Annotated in this window: 15 protein-coding genes; 11 read left to right on the top strand and 4 right to left on the bottom strand. The window is 59.8% G+C overall.

Annotation, left to right across the window (positions count from 1 at the left end; translation table 11 throughout):
• Nucleotides 1-227 precede the first annotated feature (227 nt).
• The 9 genes from U0L91_RS02695 (at nucleotide 228) to U0L91_RS02735 (ending at nucleotide 9,988) form a co-directional block, all read left to right on the top strand.
• The gene (locus tag U0L91_RS02695; RefSeq protein ID WP_330044671.1) at nucleotides 228-551 is read left to right on the top strand and encodes a PadR family transcriptional regulator; all 324 of its coding nucleotides are present in this window, start codon (nucleotides 228-230) and stop codon (nucleotides 549-551) included.
• Nucleotides 544-1,632 carry an HAAS signaling domain-containing protein gene (locus tag U0L91_RS02700; protein ID WP_330044672.1) on the top strand — a complete coding sequence of 363 codons (1,089 nt, stop codon included), beginning with the start codon at nucleotides 544-546 and terminating at the stop codon, nucleotides 1,630-1,632. Before U0L91_RS02695 ends, U0L91_RS02700 begins: the two co-directional genes overlap by 8 nt.
• Nucleotides 1,633-1,812: 180 nt before the next feature.
• A complete protein-coding gene (locus tag U0L91_RS02705) occupies nucleotides 1,813-3,315 on the top strand; it encodes an IMP dehydrogenase (RefSeq protein ID WP_330044673.1) in 1,503 nt (500 codons plus the stop codon).
• 190 nt (nucleotides 3,316-3,505) lie between these two features.
• Nucleotides 3,506-5,173, top strand: coding sequence for an ABC transporter substrate-binding protein (locus U0L91_RS02710; RefSeq protein WP_330044674.1), 1,668 nt, complete (start codon nucleotides 3,506-3,508; stop codon nucleotides 5,171-5,173).
• A 187-nt stretch (nucleotides 5,174-5,360) separates the two neighbouring features.
• Nucleotides 5,361-6,281 (top strand): ABC transporter permease, encoded by a 921-nt coding sequence (locus U0L91_RS02715; protein ID WP_330044676.1) that lies wholly within the window; start codon nucleotides 5,361-5,363, stop codon nucleotides 6,279-6,281.
• 3 nt (nucleotides 6,282-6,284) lie between these two features.
• Nucleotides 6,285-7,193, top strand: a complete 909-nt coding sequence (locus U0L91_RS02720) for an ABC transporter permease (RefSeq protein WP_330044678.1) — start codon at nucleotides 6,285-6,287, stop codon at nucleotides 7,191-7,193.
• A gap of 13 nt (nucleotides 7,194-7,206) precedes the next feature.
• Nucleotides 7,207-8,190: an ABC transporter ATP-binding protein gene (locus U0L91_RS02725; RefSeq protein ID WP_330044680.1), complete on the top strand. Its 984-nt coding sequence runs from the start codon at nucleotides 7,207-7,209 to the stop codon at nucleotides 8,188-8,190.
• Nucleotides 8,187-9,167, top strand: a complete 981-nt coding sequence (locus tag U0L91_RS02730; protein ID WP_330044682.1) for an ABC transporter ATP-binding protein — start codon at nucleotides 8,187-8,189, stop codon at nucleotides 9,165-9,167. Before U0L91_RS02725 ends, U0L91_RS02730 begins: the two co-directional genes overlap by 4 nt.
• Nucleotides 9,164-9,988: a C40 family peptidase gene (locus tag U0L91_RS02735; protein ID WP_330044683.1), complete on the top strand. Its 825-nt coding sequence runs from the start codon at nucleotides 9,164-9,166 to the stop codon at nucleotides 9,986-9,988. The genes U0L91_RS02730 and U0L91_RS02735 overlap by 4 nt, the downstream gene beginning before the upstream one ends.
• 45 nt (nucleotides 9,989-10,033) lie before the next feature.
• Here U0L91_RS02735 and U0L91_RS02740 read toward each other — a convergent pair whose 3' ends face one another.
• The 4 genes from U0L91_RS02740 to U0L91_RS02755 form a co-directional block, all read right to left on the bottom strand.
• The gene (locus tag U0L91_RS02740; protein WP_330044686.1) at nucleotides 10,034-10,462 is read right to left on the bottom strand and encodes an aspartate carbamoyltransferase regulatory subunit; all 429 of its coding nucleotides are present in this window, start codon (nucleotides 10,460-10,462) and stop codon (nucleotides 10,034-10,036) included.
• On the bottom strand, nucleotides 10,456-11,403 hold the full coding sequence (gene pyrB, locus U0L91_RS02745; protein ID WP_330044687.1) for an aspartate carbamoyltransferase: 948 nt from the start codon (nucleotides 11,401-11,403) through the stop codon (nucleotides 10,456-10,458). Before pyrB ends, U0L91_RS02740 begins: the two co-directional genes overlap by 7 nt.
• Nucleotides 11,404-11,510: 107 nt before the next feature.
• On the bottom strand, nucleotides 11,511-12,263 hold the full coding sequence (locus U0L91_RS02750) for a GntR family transcriptional regulator (protein ID WP_330044689.1): 753 nt from the start codon (nucleotides 12,261-12,263) through the stop codon (nucleotides 11,511-11,513).
• Nucleotides 12,264-12,352: 89 nt separating this feature from the next.
• Nucleotides 12,353-12,994, bottom strand: coding sequence for an endonuclease III domain-containing protein (locus U0L91_RS02755; protein WP_330044690.1), 642 nt, complete (start codon nucleotides 12,992-12,994; stop codon nucleotides 12,353-12,355).
• 92 nt (nucleotides 12,995-13,086) lie between these two features.
• Here U0L91_RS02755 and U0L91_RS02760 point away from each other — a divergent pair, with 92 nt between their 5' ends.
• On the top strand, nucleotides 13,087-14,364 hold the full coding sequence (locus U0L91_RS02760) for a replication-associated recombination protein A (RefSeq protein ID WP_330044691.1): 1,278 nt from the start codon (nucleotides 13,087-13,089) through the stop codon (nucleotides 14,362-14,364).
• 307 nt (nucleotides 14,365-14,671) lie between these two features.
• A complete protein-coding gene (locus U0L91_RS02765) occupies nucleotides 14,672-15,058 on the top strand; it encodes a Fur family transcriptional regulator (protein WP_330044693.1) in 387 nt (128 codons plus the stop codon).
• Nucleotides 15,059-15,158: the final 100 nt, after the last annotated feature.

Here is a 15,158-nt window from a genome sequence, read left to right on the forward strand (position 1 = left end):
TCGCCTGCCTTCTCAGGAAAAGCGGGCCGGATGTGAAGCAATCTGCTTTGCACCGGCCCGCTTTTCCGTTGCAGGGGAACAAACTCCTACCACAATGATCGGCAAATAGCCCAACCCCGGGCCTTCCGGTTTGAGGAAAGTGCACAAACTTTCTCTTATGTATTGATTTCAATGATATTATATGATATATAATATATAAAGAAATTAACTATACAAGGGAGGTCCACATGAGCTTTTCCACGGGAGCGGCGCTGCTGGATGCCGTTGTTCTGGCAGTCGTGGCACGGGAAAAAGAGGGAACCTATGGGTACAAAATTACCCAGAATGTCAAATCGGCACTGGAACTGAGCGAATCTACCTTATATCCGGTTCTCCGCCGGTTACAGACGGAAGGGTGCCTGACCGTGCATGATGCACCATGCAACGGAAGAAACCGCCGCTATTATCAGATTACCGAACAAGGCCGCACCCGGCTGGACCAGGCAAGGTCCGACTGGCGACAGTATGCGGCAAACATCACACAGTTGTTGGAGGGAAACGAAGATGAGTAGAAAGGAATTCATGGAGCGTCTGGCCGAGTGTCTGGCCTCCTTGCCGGAAAACGACCGCCGCGACGCGCTGCAATACTACGAAGAATACTTTGATGCCGCCGGCCCCGAGAAGGAGGCCGAGACCATCGCCGAGCTGGGCAGCCCCGAGGAGGTCGCCCGCACGATCCTGCAGGGGCAGGGGAGTACCCCGCCGCCCGCCGCACCGTCCCACCATGCCGGACGCGGCATCGCCGTGGCAGCGGTGGCCGCAGCATTGGTGGCGGCCGTAGGTCTGGGATTCGGTCTGCGCAAAGCGGATGTACTCCGCGGCAGCACCGCCGTGGCAGGAAGCACAACGCTGGGGAAGACCCCCCAGGTCACTTCCAACGGTACCACAGCCCCTTCCGCGCCGGCAGGTGCGGCGTCTGCATCCGTCGGCGGCGCAAGCAGTGCGGCCCCGTCGGATCTTTCCGGCCCCGTCATGTTGGACCCGGCCAGCCTGAACGAACTCAAGATCGTGCTGGATTGCGGTGACGTTGTCTTTGTCCAGGACCCGACCGCCACGCAGGCCCAGCTGGATTTCCAGAATTTCAATCCCGAGTGGCTGCGATACCAGGCCACCCGTGAGGAATACCGGATCAGCTACGATGTCCCCCAGGGCGAAAGCTCTTCCGGTGCCGTGCTGACCATCACGCTGCCCGATGTCCTTCTGGATGAAGTGGACCTGGAAATCGCGCTGGGCAGTGTGGATCTCGGCTCGCTCAAGGCGAACACGGTGGACGCCAAACTGGCGCTCGGGGAGCTCAAGGGCGACCAGCCGCAGATCCGCGACCTGGAAGCCGAGCTGGCGCTGGGCGATCTGGAAATCAACTGCCTGCGGGGAGCAAATGACCTGGAAGCCAAACTGGCCATGGGCAGCGCCTCGCTGATGCTGGAAGGTTCACCTACCGAATATGAGATGGAATTGACCGCCATCGGAACGATCACCGTGAACGGACAGCAGCAGACCGGACGGTATACGGCGAACCAGAATGCCCGCCGGGAAGTCCAGATGAATACCTCGATGGGCGATATCACGCTGGATTTTGAGAATCAGACCTGATTGACAGCGGGAAGTCATACTCTTGCACAGCCCAGTCGTGCATTTTTCACAACTTTTTTCCGGGCGGCCCGGAAAAGATTTACCGTCGGATTTTTGCATCTTTTGCCGGAATGTGATACAATAGCTGATAAGTAAATGGAAAACGATGTGAAAGAGAAAAAGGTAAAAGGAGAATACGAAATGGCGTATTATTTTGAAGAACCGTCCCGCACTTTCGGTGAGTACCTGCTGGTACCCGGCTATTCTTCCTCGCAGTGCATCCCGACTTCTGTCAGTCTCAAGACCCCGCTGGTCAAGTTCCGCAAGGGGGAGGAAGAGTGCCCCCTGTCGATGAATATCCCGATGGTCTCTGCGATCATGCAGTCCGTTTCGGGTGAGAAGCTTGCCATCGCACTGGCCAAACAGGGTGGTATTTCCTTTATTTATGGCTCGCAGTCCATCCAGTCCGAGGCGGATATGGTGCGCCGCGTCAAGGCCTACAAGAAGGGCTTTGTGACCTCCGACTCCAACCTGCCGCCCGAGGCGACGCTCGCCGATGTGCTGGATCTCAAGACCCGCACCGGCCATTCCACCGTCGCCATCACCGAGGACGGTTCTCCGCACGGCAAGCTGCTGGGCATTGTGGCCAGCCGTGACTATCGCCTTTCCCGGATGTCCACCGACCTCAAGGTCACCGAATTCATGACCCCGCTGGAAAAGCTGGTTGTGGCTCCGCGTGACACCAGCCTGCATGACTGCAACGACATCATCTGGGACAACAAGATCAACTCGCTGCCCCTCGTCGATGAGGAAGGCCGCCTGCAGTATATGGTGTTCCGCAAGGATTACGACTCCCACAAGGAGAACGTCAACGAACTGCTGGACGCCAACAAGAGCTACGTTGTGGGCGCCGGCATCAATACCCGCGACTACGCCGAGCGCGTCCCCGCCCTGGTGGATGCCGGTGTGGATGTCCTCTGCATTGACTCCTCCGAAGGCTTCAGCGAATGGCAGTCCCGCACGATCTCCTGGATTCGTGAGCATTACGGCGACACCGTCAAGGTCGGCGCCGGCAACGTTGTGGACCGTGACGGCTTCCTGTTCCTGGCCAAGGCGGGCGCCGACTTCGTCAAGATCGGCATCGGCGGCGGCTCCATCTGCATTACCCGTGAGACCAAGGGCATCGGCCGCGGCCAGGCCACCGCAGTCATCGAGGTTGCCAAGGCCCGCGACGAGTACTACAAGCAGACCGGCATCTATGTGCCCATCTGCTCGGACGGCGGCATCGTCCAGGACTACCACATCACGCTGGCGCTGGCCATGGGGGCCGACTTCGTCATGCTGGGCCGTTACTTCGCCCGTTTTGACGAATCCCCCACGAACAAGCTGCGCGTCGGCGGCAACTACGTCAAGGAGTACTGGGGCGAAGGTTCCAACCGTGCCCGCAACTGGCAGCGGTATGACCTGGGCGGCGCTCAGAAGCTGAGCTTCGAGGAAGGCGTTGACTCCTATGTTCCTTACGCCGGACCTCTGGCGGACGGTGTCCAGACCACGCTGTACAAGGTGCGGTCCACCATGTGCAACTGCGGTGCGCTCTCCATCCCCGAACTGCAGGAGAAAGCCCGCCTGACCGTTGTCTCCTCCACCTCCATTGTGGAAGGCGGCAGCCATGACGTCATCCTGAAGAACAACCCCAACAACTGATTTGATTCCTTTTTCAGCGCAAATGCTGCAAATCCTGCATAAAATTTCACGAACGCTTGCAACTTGCCGCTGAATGTGATAAGATAAGGCACAAGGAAAGCAACGGCGCAATCCGATTCCGGGTTGCGCCGTTTTCGTTATCTGCTTGCCTTACCAGTGAATATTCGAACAGGAAGAGAGAGGGAACCCTATGAAAAAACTCCTTTGCGCCGTACTCAGCACAGCGATGCTGGCCGGCCTGCTGGCCGGATGCGGGTCTTCGTCCTCTGCATCGGCGTCGTCCACCGAAACCGCCGCCACGTCGGAAAGTGCTTCCGCCGCGTCCGCCGTTTCTGCCTCCGATAAGACGCTGCGCATCGCCTGGAGCCGCGACATCCAGACCCTGGACGTTCACAAGACCAGTGACAACTACGAAATTCCGCTGAACATCTACGATCGTCTGTTTGAGATCAAACTCAACGATGACGGCAGCACCGAGCTGGTCAACAGCCTGGTGGAGGATTACACGGTCTCGGATGACGGTCTGACCTACAACTTCACGCTGCACAGCGGCGTGACTTTCTCGGACGGCACCCCGCTGACCGCCAACGATGTCAAGTATACCTTTACCCGGATGCTCGCCCTGCCCGACAGCGTGCAGACCGACTACGCCTCCGCCATTGCCGGCTCCGAGGCCGTGATGGACGGTACCGCCACCGAACTGACCGGCATCCAGGTGCAGGATGACACCCACTTCACCGTCACGCTCAGCGTTCCGTTCGCCGGATTCCTGTACCAGCTGGCGACGCCTTCCTGCTCGATCTACAGCGAGAAGAACGTGGAAGCCGCCGGTGATGCCTTCGGTCAGGATTACACCCAGACCATCGGCTCCGGTCCGTATGTTGTCACCAGCTGGACCCGCGACGCCGGCATGACGCTGGACGCCAACCCCAACTACTGGGGCACCAAGCCGGATGTGCAGCATGTGGAAATCTCCATTGTGCCCGATGCCTCCACGATCAGCATGATGTTCCAGAACGGTGAGATCGACCTGCTGGACTGCGACGCCATCGACGCCGCCGTTGTGGATTCCACCTACAAAACCCAGTACGCCGACCGCATTGTGACTGCACATCGTCTGGCCACGACCTACCTCGCGCTGAATGAGAACGTCGAGCCGCTCAACGATGTCAAGGTCCGCAAGGCCATCCAGATGGCCATTGACCGCGAGGGCATCCTCAGCGCCGTTTACAGCGGGGAAGGCACCATCTCGGACGGCATCTTCCCCCAGGGCCTGATCGGCTACAGCCAGGAAAATCAGGGCTGGCTGACCCATGACGCCGAGGCCGCCAAGTCGCTGCTGGCCGAGGCCGGCTATCCCGACGGCTTCACGATGGAGATCGCCGCCGACAGCTCGGCCGATGCCTCGACGCTGCTGGCCCTGCAGATCATTCAGCAGGATCTCAGCGAGGTGGGCATCCAGGCTGAAATCAAGAGCTACGATGCCGCCAGCTGGCTGGACCTGCGCACGAGCGGCAACATGGTGAGCTACATTTCCACCTGGACCGCCGACTATAACGATCCCGACAACTTTATCTACACCTTCTTTGGGACGCCGGAAAAGACCAAGATCCGCAGCCTGAACTACTACAACACCGAGGTCATGGACCGTGTGGCGGCCGCCCGTGCCATCGTGGATGACGATGCACGCCTGACGGAGTACGCTGCCCTGGAAAAGCAGATTGTACAGGAGGACGCCGCCTGGGTTCCGATGTACAGCCGCACCCATCTGTATGTGCTGGGAGACCGCGTCGCCAGCTTTGTGCCGTACTGGGCCGGCTACAGTGACTTTGCGTTCAGCGGTGTAACACTGGCCTAACCGAATTACCGCCGTACCGTGCCGGCCGCTTGTCACAGCGGCCGGCATTTTTCGGGCACGGATGGGCTGCAGGGAATTGCCATTCCCGCACGCATTTGTTATAATAGACAAGAGTTTTTCCAGGGCACCGGCACCGTCGCCCGCCCGGAGATTCTGTACAGGAACCGCAAAAAGGAGTGTGAACGGGATGAGAAGCGTTGGAAAACGCATCATTGGAACCATTCCCGTGTTGATCGGTGTGGTGCTGCTCATCTTTATTATGCTGCGCATCATTCCCGGCAGCCCGGCAGCCATGCTGCTGGGGGAACATGTGGATCAGGCCACCATTGACCGCCTGACCGAAGCCATGGGGCTCAACGAACCCCTGCCGAATCAGTTCTTCAAATACATCATCGATGCGCTGCACGGGGATCTGGGTATCAGCTACAAGTATGACCGCCCGGTTACCGAGATGATTCTCGAAGCCTTCCCCTATACCGTGGTGCTGGCCCTGATGGCAGCGGTGTTCGCCTGGGTGCTGGGACTGCTCACCGGCATTGCCGCCGCTGTCCGGCAGAACAGCCTGGTGGACCGGCTGTTCATGGGCGTATCGCTGATGGGTGTCTCGATGCCGATCTTTATGACCTCGCTGCTGCTGCAATACCTGCTGGCCTTCAAGGTCAAGGTTTTCCCGCTGACGCTGGACGGCAGCTTCCTTTCGATGATCCTGCCGGCCATCGCCCTGGGCTGGAACAGCGCCGGCAGTGTCGCCCGAATGACCCGTTCCAGCCTGCTGGAAGTCATGCAGGCCGACTACATTGATACGGCCCGGGCCAAGGGCCTTGCCAACGGCGCGGTGATTCTGGGCCATGCCCTCAAGAACTCCATGCTGCCCGTCATCACGATGATGGCACTGCAGTTCTCCAGCATGCTGTCCGGTGCCGTCATCACCGAGAGCATTTTTGCAATCCCCGGGATCGGACGGCTGGCCACCAGCGCCATCCAGAACCGCGATATGCCGGTATTGCAGGGAACGGTCCTCTTTACAACGGTGCTGGTCATTGCTGGCAACCTCGCGGCGGACCTGCTGTACTCGGTGATGGACCCGCGGATTCGGAAGGAGGCGTGACCTGTGGCAAAGGATTCTCTCGAACAAAAGGATTGGAATACCGACCTGCAAAGCCAGATCGGGGAGCAGGACGGCCTGCGGGAACAGCTGCTCCGGATGTGCCGGCAGAACAAACTTGCTGCGTTTTCGGCGGTGCTCATCCTCGTCATCCTGCTGCTGGCCATCTTTGCGCCCCTAGTGGCACCCTACGGCGAAGCGGAGCAGGACCTGCTCCAGCGTTTGCAGCCGCCCAGCCTGGCCCACTGGTTCGGAACCGATGAGCTGGGCCGCGATGTGCTGTCCCGGATTCTCTACGGTTCGCGCCTCTCGCTGACCATCGGCATTCTGCCCACCATCATCTCGCTGGCCGTCGGAATCGTGTTCGGCCTGCTGGCGGGATATTTCGGCGGCTGGCTGGACTACCTCATCATGCGCCTGGCGGATGTGATGCTTTCCATCCCGTCGCTGCTGCTGGCAATGGTCGTCATGTATACCCTCGGCCAGTCCACCCTCAACCTGTTCATTGCGCTCTCCCTCACCAGTTGGGCCAGTATTGCCCGCGTTGTGCGCAGCCAGACGCTGAGCCTCAAGGAGAGCGAGTATGTGGAGGCCGCCCGCTCCATCGGTGTCAGCCGGTGGAAGATCATGGTGCGGCATATTCTGCCCAACTGTATTCCTTCCCTGATCGTCCTCTTCACCCTCAACGTTCCCTCGGCCATCCTGTCGGAAAGCTCGCTGAGCTTCCTCGGCATCGGTGCCCAGCCGCCGGCTGCATCCTGGGGCCTGATGGTCAACCAGTCCAAGCAGTTCCTGTTCACCCAGCCCTGGCTGAGCCTGGCACCCTGCCTGGCCATCATGGTGGTGGTGCTGGCGTTCAACTTCCTGGGCGACGGCCTGCGTGACGTGCTGGACCCGTATATGAAGAATCAGTGAGGAGAGCTGCGGCATGGAAGAAAAAACAATATTGGAAATTCAGGGCCTTCGTTCCTGTTTCTTCACCGAAAAAGGCGTTGTCCCGGCGGTCAACGGTGTGGATATCAAGATCCCGCAGGGCAAGATTGTCGGCCTGGTGGGGGAGAGCGGCTGCGGCAAAAGCATGACCGCCCGCTCCATCATGGGCCTGCTGCGCTATCCGGGCCGGGTGGCCGGGGGCAGCATCCGCTTCAACGGGGTGGATCTGACCACCCTCAAGGAGCGGGAACTGCGCCGGATCTGCGGTAAGGAGATCTCGATGATCTTCCAGGAACCCATGACCAGCCTGAACCCGGTGCTCCGGGTCGGCCGTCAGGTCCGGGAAACGCTGCTGGTCCATGACGCCTCCCTCAGCAAGGAGGAAGCGCGCAACCGCGTCATTGAGATGTTCCGCCGCGTCGGGATTCCCGAGCCGGAAAAGCGGTATGACTGCTATCCGCATGAGCTGTCGGGCGGACTGCGGCAGCGTGTCATGATTGCCATGGCGATGGTCTGCAAGCCCAAACTGCTGATTGCCGACGAGCCCACCACCGCCCTCGATGTGACGATCGAAGCCCAGATCCTCCGCCTGATGAAGGAACTGCGCGACGAGACCGGCATGAGCGTGCTGATCATCACCCACAACCTCGGCGTTGTGGCGGAAATCTGCGATCAGGTGTATGTCATGTATGCCGGCCAGATCATGGAACAGGCCGAAACCTTTGAACTGTTTGACCATACGGCCCATCCCTATACCCAGGGACTGCTGGGGTCCATTCCCCGGATCGGTCAGAATACCGACCGGCTGTATACCATTCCCGGTGTCGTGCCCAATCTGCTGCACCTGCCGGAAGGCTGCCCGTTCAGTACGCGCTGTGCCTATGCCACCGACCGCTGCCGCACCCAGAAGGTGCCGCTGTATACCGTGGGACCGGAGCACCAGGCACGTTGCTTCCGCTGCGAGGAGGAAAAAGCATGAGCGAACAAAGCAGGGAAGTCCTTCTGCAGGCCCGGGGGCTGACCAAGAATTTTGAAACGGGCCGCAAGGGTCAGGCCATCCATGCGGTTTCCGGTGTGGACCTGACGATCTACCGCGGCGAGACGCTGGCGCTGGTGGGGGAGAGCGGCTGCGGCAAAAGTACGCTGGGCCGCACGCTGATCCGGATGCTGCCCGCCACCTCCGGCACGGTGACCTTTGAAGGACAGGAGATCACCTCCATGACGGAAAAGCAGTTCCGTCCGATCCGGCGCCGGATGCAGATGGTCTTTCAGGACCCGTATGCCAGCCTGGACCCGCGGATGACCGTCCGCAACATCATCGCCGAACCGCTGGAAACCTATCATGTCTGTGACAGCCGGGAAGCCACGACCCGGCGGGTACTCGAGTTGATGAAAGCCGTGGGCGTCCCGGCGGAGTTCCTCAACCGGTACCCCCACCAGTTCAGCGGCGGCCAGCGGCAGCGCATCGGCATTGCCCGCGCCATTGCCCTGCAGCCCGAACTGATTGTCTGCGATGAACCGGTCTCGGCCCTGGATGTCTCGGTGCAGAGTCAGGTGCTCAATCTGCTCAAGGATCTGCAGGAACAGTATGGGCTGACCTATCTGTTCATCGGACATGATCTGTCGGTGATCAACTTCATCGCCGACCGGGTCTGCGTGATGTTCCTGGGCCATATCTGCGAGATCGCGCCCAAGGAAGAACTCTACGCCAAGCCGCTGCATCCCTATACCTCGTTCCTGCTGGATGCAATTCCCCAGGCGGACCCGCACAGACGGGACGAGCACCGCAAGGTGCTCAGCGGTGAGATCCCCAGCCCCGTGGATCTGCCCTCGGGCTGCTGCTTCCATACCCGCTGCCCCTATGCTACCGACCGCTGCCGCACCGAGCGTCCCGTCCTCAAGGCCTACGGCGACCGGATGGCGGCCTGCCATCGGATCGGAGAGATCGCCCTATGAACTGGACTGTCAATCTTCCCGTCTGCCCGCTGTTTGCATCCGCCGACGGGGCACAGCGCACCGATGAACTGCTTCTCGGCATGACGGCCGAGGATACCGGTCCGGCACGCGACGGCCGGATTCCGGTACGCACCTTTTACGGCTACGAGGGCTGGGCTCCGCAGACGGCGCTGGTTCCGACGCGCCCCGACCCGCGGCCCCGCCGGATGATCTATGCCAGGAATTTTGCCGATGTCCTGACCCGTCCGGATGTCCGCAGCGAACCCCTTGTGCAGGGACTGCCCCGCGGTGCCCGGCTGATTGCGGCCGGGGACCCGGACGCCGGGGGCTGGCAGCCTGTCGAGCTGCCCGACGGTCGGACCGGCGTGGTTGCATCCGGTGTGCTGCGGGATTGTCCCGATGCTCCGGAACAGCGGGACCCCGATGCACTGCGGGCCGACCTGGTCCGCGCCGCGCGCCTCTATGCCGGGGCGCCCTACCGCTGGGGCGGCAAGACCCCGGCCGGGCTGGACTGTTCGGGACTGTGCAGCATGGCCTATCTGCTCTGCGGCATCCCGATCTGGCGTGATGCCGAACTCCGGGACGGCTACCCCATCCACCCGGTGCACATCTCCGATCTGCGCCCGGCAGATCTTGTCTATTTCCCGGGACATATGGCAATGTACCTTGGTGACGGGCTGTATATCCATGCCACGGCCCGCAGCGGGGATGACGGCGTCACGATCAACAGCTTCTATCCCGATTCGCCGCTGTACCGCGAGGACCTGCCGCGCCGTATCCTGGCTGTCGGCTCCTATTTTGCCGAGAAACCTGCAACATAAAAAAACTCCCGCACCCAGACCGGTGCGGGAGTTTTTGTATGATGGTTACGGACGGACCCGGAATTCCTGCTCACAGTAGACGCAGCGGTAGCGGCCGCTCGGCGTCAGGGCGAAGATGTGGTCGCATCCTTCCTCAATGGCGGTGATGCAGCGCGGATTGGTGCATTTGATGACGTTCACCAGACGTTTGGGCTGGTCGGGACGGACCTTCTTGACCACATGGCCGTCCTCGATGAAGGTCAGCGTGATCTGCGGGTCCAGATAGCCCAGCACATCAAAATCCAGACGGGAAATGTCGCCCTCGATCTTGATGATGTCCTTCTTTCCGCTCTTCTGGCTGCGCACATTCTGCAGCAGGGCAACGCTGCAGGTGCTGAGCTTTTCCAGCTCCAGCAGGTGATACAGCCCCAGGCCGGTTCCGGCCGTGATATGGTCAATGACCACACCGTTCAGAATCTCATCCACATTCAGCATTGGAAAGCCACCTCCCCGGTTTTGGGGTCCTTGAGACCCAGAAGCGTCATAATCAGCGCCATCCGCATGTACACGCCGTTGGTCGCCTGCTCAAAGTAGGCGGCGCGGGGATCATTGTCCACGTCCAGAGTAATCTCGTTCACGCGGGGCAGCGGATGCAGGACCGCCATCTCGGGCGGAGCCAGCTTGAGCTTTTCGGCGTTGAGAACATAGCTGTTCTTCAACCGCACATAGTCTTCCTCGTTGAAAAAGCGCTCGCGCTGAACGCGGGTCATGTAGAGGATGTCCAGGTCGGGCAGCGCACCTTCCAGATTGCGCGTCTCGATGAAGGGAATGTTGCGCGGCTGCAGCACCTCGCTGATGATGTAGTCCGGCACACGCAGTTCCTCGGGGCTGATCAGCACGAACTTCATGTTCTCGCACCGGGCCAGACTCTTGATCAGGCTGTGAACGGTGCGGCCGAATTTCAGGTCCCCGCAGAAACCAATGGTCAGTCCGTCCAGATGTCCCTTGCGGCGGCGGATGGTCATCATGTCAAGCAGGGTCTGGGTCGGATGGCTGTGGCCGCCGTCGCCGGCGTTGATGACGGGAATCCGGCTGTATCGGCTGGCCCGCAGCGGGGCGCCCTCTTTGGGATGGCGCATCGCCGCGATATCGGCATAGGAGCTGACAATGCGGATGGTATCGGCCACCGTCTCGCCCTTGCTGGCACTGGAAACGCCCGCGTCGGGGAATCCCAGCACCTGACCGCCCAGGTTCAGCATGGCGGCCTCAAAGGAGAGCCGCGTGCGGGTCGAAGGTTCGTAGAACAGCGAAGCCAGCCGCTTGCGGTAGGCCACATCCTGATAGGCAACCGGATCGTCGTGAATACGGTCCGCCAGGTCCATCAGGCTGTAAGTCTCCTCCAGCGTAAAGTCCAAAGGATCAATCAAATGTCTCATCAACAGCCATCCTTTCCATTTTACAGGTTGCTTACAATCCGCGCACCATTATAACACATCCATTTTGGGAAGAGAAGAGGCCTTGCCGATTTTGTCAAAAAAGCGGATCACATCAGTTTGCGGACCAGCGCAAAATCAAAGAAATCCGTGTAGAAGGTGCGGCAGCGCATGATGGGCCGGCACAGACGGGAATAGCAGGTCTCGGAAAGTTCCAGCAGCGCCTGGTCGCGGGTCAGCGCCAGCGCACGCCGTACCACCGGATCGCCCACCGCCGCCCGCACATGGGTGACGGTGCTGGTGATCTGGATACCGCATTCCTCGTTGAGAATCTCAAAGATCGGCCGGGAAAAATCAATGCTGTCCATCCGGGTCTGCCCGAACAGGGAACAGGGCAGAATATCCGTCGAGAACAGGACCGGTTTGTTGTCCGCCAGAATCCGACGGCAGATGTAGACCACCGGGGTGTTGGGCACCAGGTCCAGCGCGGCGGCATTCTCGGCGTCGGCCGGACGCCGCGTCACCCGCAGGTCATCGCTGTTGGGATGATGCCCGGTGGCTTCAATCATCCGGTTGAATTCAAATTTCTGGTCCATCCGCCGGTGCAGGTTCACCACATCGCGGTTGATGACGGTGCCGATGCCCCGCACCCGCTCTACATAGCCTTCCCGCTCCAGCTCACTCAGCGCATCCCGCACCACCGTCCGGCTGACGTTGAGCCGTGAGGCCAGTTCCAGCTCGGGCGGCAGGTGTTCCGCCGTCTGAAAGGCACCGCTGCGCAGTTCCTGCAGCAGCTGCTCCACCACCTGGCTGGAAATCAGTTCGCCGCCCAACCGGACGGGTTCGCTTGTCTTTTTTGTCATATCTGGCCCCCACTTTACGATCTGCAGCACATTCTGCAATAAGTCATACTTTTATTATAACATACTTTCCGGCGGTGGGGAAGAGAGGGTTATCCGTTTTCCTGTGCGAATTTGCAGACATCCCGCAGGCAGCACCGGTCACAGTAGGGATGGGTGCGCGCCGTGCAGACCTCCCGGCCATGGTGGACCAGCCGATGGCAGAAATCGCTGCCCTCCTCGGGCGGAATGATCTTCCACAACGCCATCTCCACGCGCTTGGGGTCCTTGATGTTGTCCACCAGACCGATGCGGTTGCACAGCCGGATGCAGTGGGTGTCCGTCACAATGGCAGGTTTGCCGAACACATCGCCCATGATGAGGTTGGCGCTCTTGCGTCCCACCCCGGGCAGGGAGAGCAGGGCGTCAAAATCATCGGGCACACGGCCGTTGTAGCGGTCGCGCAGCATCCGCATGCAGGCGCTGATGTCCCGGGCCTTGCTGTGGCCGAGCCCGCAGGGCTTGACGATCGCCTCAATCTCCTCGGGGGTTGCGGCGGCCAGCTCCGCCACGCCGGGATAGCGGGCGAACAGGTCCTGCACCACCACATTCACCCGGGCGTCGGTGCACTGGGCCGCCAGACGCACTTCGACCAGCAGCTGCCACGCATGGTCGTAATCCAGCGTGCAGGCTGCCAGCGGGTATTGTTCCTTGAGCCGCGCAATACAGATGTCGGCCAGTTCTTTCTTGTCCATGTTGATCGCTCTTTTCCTGTTATCTGGCTTGATTCTATCATGGATACCGTCTATAATTCAAGGTAGAAATGAAAAAAGTGAGGTGTATCGAGATGGAACCACTTGCTCAGCGCCTGCGTCCCCGCACGCTGGACGAAGTCTGCGGCCAGCGTCATCTGCTGGCGCCCGGCTGCGTGTTCCGCCGTACCATTGAGAGCGGAAAGATTCCCAATATGATTTTTTACGGCCCTTCCGGGGTGGGCAAAACCACCGTCGCCGGGATCATTGCGGCCAACAGCGGGATGCGTCTGCATAAGCTCAACGGCACGACGGCCTCGACCGGAGACATCAAGAGTGTTCTGTCCGATATCGGAACCCTCGGCGCGGTGGGCGGGATTCTGCTGTACCTGGACGAGATCCAGTATTTCAACAAGCGGCAGCAGCAGAGCCTGCTGGAATGTGTGGAACAGGGGACGGTCACCCTGATTGCCTCCACCACCGAAAATCCGTATTTCTATGTGTATAACGCCCTGCTGTCCCGCTGTACGGTGTTTGAATTCAAGGCGCTGACCGCCGAGGATATTGAACAGGGTCTTCGCAATGCGGCAGCCCGGCTGGGGGAGGCGGACGGCATCACCGTCACAATCCCCGACGATGCGCTGGCATATCTTGCCCAGAGCGCCGGCGGGGATATGCGCAAGGCGCTGGGCAACCTGGAATTTGCCGTGACCGCCGCGCCGGTGCAGGACGGCAACCGCACCGTCACACTGGATATGGTGGCCCAGGTGGCCCAGCACACGGCCATGCGGTACGACAAACTGGGGGACGACCATTACGACATTGTCTCCGCCTACCAGAAATCCATGCGTGGGTCGGACCCCGATGCCGCGCTGCATTATCTGGCCCGACTGCTCGAAGCCGGGGACCTGCCCAGCGCCTGCCGCCGCCTGATGGTCTGCGCCTGTGAGGATGTGGGGCTTGCATATCCCCAGATCATCCCCATTGTCAAGGCGGCGGTGGATGCCGCCAATATGCTGGGATTGCCGGAAGCCCGCATTCCGCTGGCCGACGCGGTGGTGCTGGTTGCCACCAGCCCCAAGTCCAACTCCGCCTACAACGGCATCAACGCCGCCATGGCGGATGTCAAGGCCGGCAAGAGCGGACCCATCCCGCGGCAGCTGCAGAACAAACACTTTGACGGCGAGGATGCCCTGGTCAAGGGTCAGAATTATCATTACGCACACAGCTATCCCCATCACTGGGTGGACCAGCAGTATCTGCCGGATGCCATCCGCGACCGGGTGTATTACACCTTCGGCGACAACAAGAATGAGCAGGCCGCCGCTGCCTACTGGCAGCGCATCAAGGGGGATGCCATGAAAAAAAAATAATACCGATCGAAATACAAGCATATGGATTTTTTTCCCATCCTGCGATTTACATATGATAATTGTATACAAAGCTGATCTGAGGAACCGCACGGCCGTCGGAAGAATGGACCCTATTACATTCTCTTCCTGATAAGGGGCAAAATCAATAGTCGGACCTGGTCTCTTTTTTCGCAAAATCGACACATTTTCGACAGTTGACAAAAGGTATTGGCATCTAGTACAATGCAATTAAGTTGGATTGTGTTTGCTTCATGAAGGAAGCCGCCCGCTCGGCGGGTGAAACAATTTTAGTAAGGAGACTTTGACCATGCGTTACTCACATCAGCGGGAGCTGATTCTGCGGGAGGTATTGTCCCGCAGTGACCATCCCACCGCAGAACAAATCTGCACTTCTCTTCGCGCCGACTGCCCTCGTCTGAGCCTGGGAACGGTGTATCGGGATTTGAATACCCTTGTTGAAATCGGAAAGATCCGCCGCGTCTCCATTCCCGGCGAAGCAGATCGCTTTGAAAGCAAATCCGACGACCACCAGCATCTGTATTGCCGCGTCTGCCATAAGGTGGAAAGCATTTCCATCCCCGACGACAAGCTCGAGGAACTCGTCAAGGCCTGCCCCGGTATCAAGGCGGAGGAATTCAGCCTGACGGTGTTCGGCCTTTGCAGTGAATGTGCCGCGCGTGAACAGCAGTCCTGAACAGATTCAAGACCCTTCCCTCCGGGGAAGGGCTTTTTCTTTGCCGTTTTTGCACAAAATCCACAAAATTGGTTGAGAATGGGAAAAGAAAATGGTAAAC

This window comes from Gemmiger sp., from assembly GCF_036306485.1.
In the GTDB taxonomy this organism is placed as follows: domain Bacteria; phylum Bacillota; class Clostridia; order Oscillospirales; family Ruminococcaceae; genus Gemmiger.

Coding starts and splice junctions, on each gene's coding strand:
- U0L91_RS02695 (WP_330044671.1), top strand. CDS start 228: ATGAGCTTTTCCACGGGAGCGGCGCTGCTGGATGCCGTTGTTCTGGCA.
- U0L91_RS02700 (WP_330044672.1), top strand. CDS start 544: ATGAGTAGAAAGGAATTCATGGAGCGTCTGGCCGAGTGTCTGGCCTCC.
- U0L91_RS02705 (WP_330044673.1), top strand. CDS start 1,813: ATGGCGTATTATTTTGAAGAACCGTCCCGCACTTTCGGTGAGTACCTG.
- U0L91_RS02710 (WP_330044674.1), top strand. CDS start 3,506: ATGAAAAAACTCCTTTGCGCCGTACTCAGCACAGCGATGCTGGCCGGC.
- U0L91_RS02715 (WP_330044676.1), top strand. CDS start 5,361: ATGAGAAGCGTTGGAAAACGCATCATTGGAACCATTCCCGTGTTGATC.
- U0L91_RS02725 (WP_330044680.1), top strand. CDS start 7,207: ATGGAAGAAAAAACAATATTGGAAATTCAGGGCCTTCGTTCCTGTTTC.
- U0L91_RS02730 (WP_330044682.1), top strand. CDS start 8,187: ATGAGCGAACAAAGCAGGGAAGTCCTTCTGCAGGCCCGGGGGCTGACC.
- U0L91_RS02735 (WP_330044683.1), top strand. CDS start 9,164: ATGAACTGGACTGTCAATCTTCCCGTCTGCCCGCTGTTTGCATCCGCC.
- U0L91_RS02740 (WP_330044686.1), bottom strand. CDS start 10,462: ATGCTGAATGTGGATGAGATTCTGAACGGTGTGGTCATTGACCATATC.
- pyrB (WP_330044687.1), bottom strand. CDS start 11,403: ATGAGACATTTGATTGATCCTTTGGACTTTACGCTGGAGGAGACTTAC.
- U0L91_RS02750 (WP_330044689.1), bottom strand. CDS start 12,263: ATGACAAAAAAGACAAGCGAACCCGTCCGGTTGGGCGGCGAACTGATT.
- U0L91_RS02755 (WP_330044690.1), bottom strand. CDS start 12,994: ATGGACAAGAAAGAACTGGCCGACATCTGTATTGCGCGGCTCAAGGAA.
- U0L91_RS02760 (WP_330044691.1), top strand. CDS start 13,087: ATGGAACCACTTGCTCAGCGCCTGCGTCCCCGCACGCTGGACGAAGTC.
- U0L91_RS02765 (WP_330044693.1), top strand. CDS start 14,672: ATGCGTTACTCACATCAGCGGGAGCTGATTCTGCGGGAGGTATTGTCC.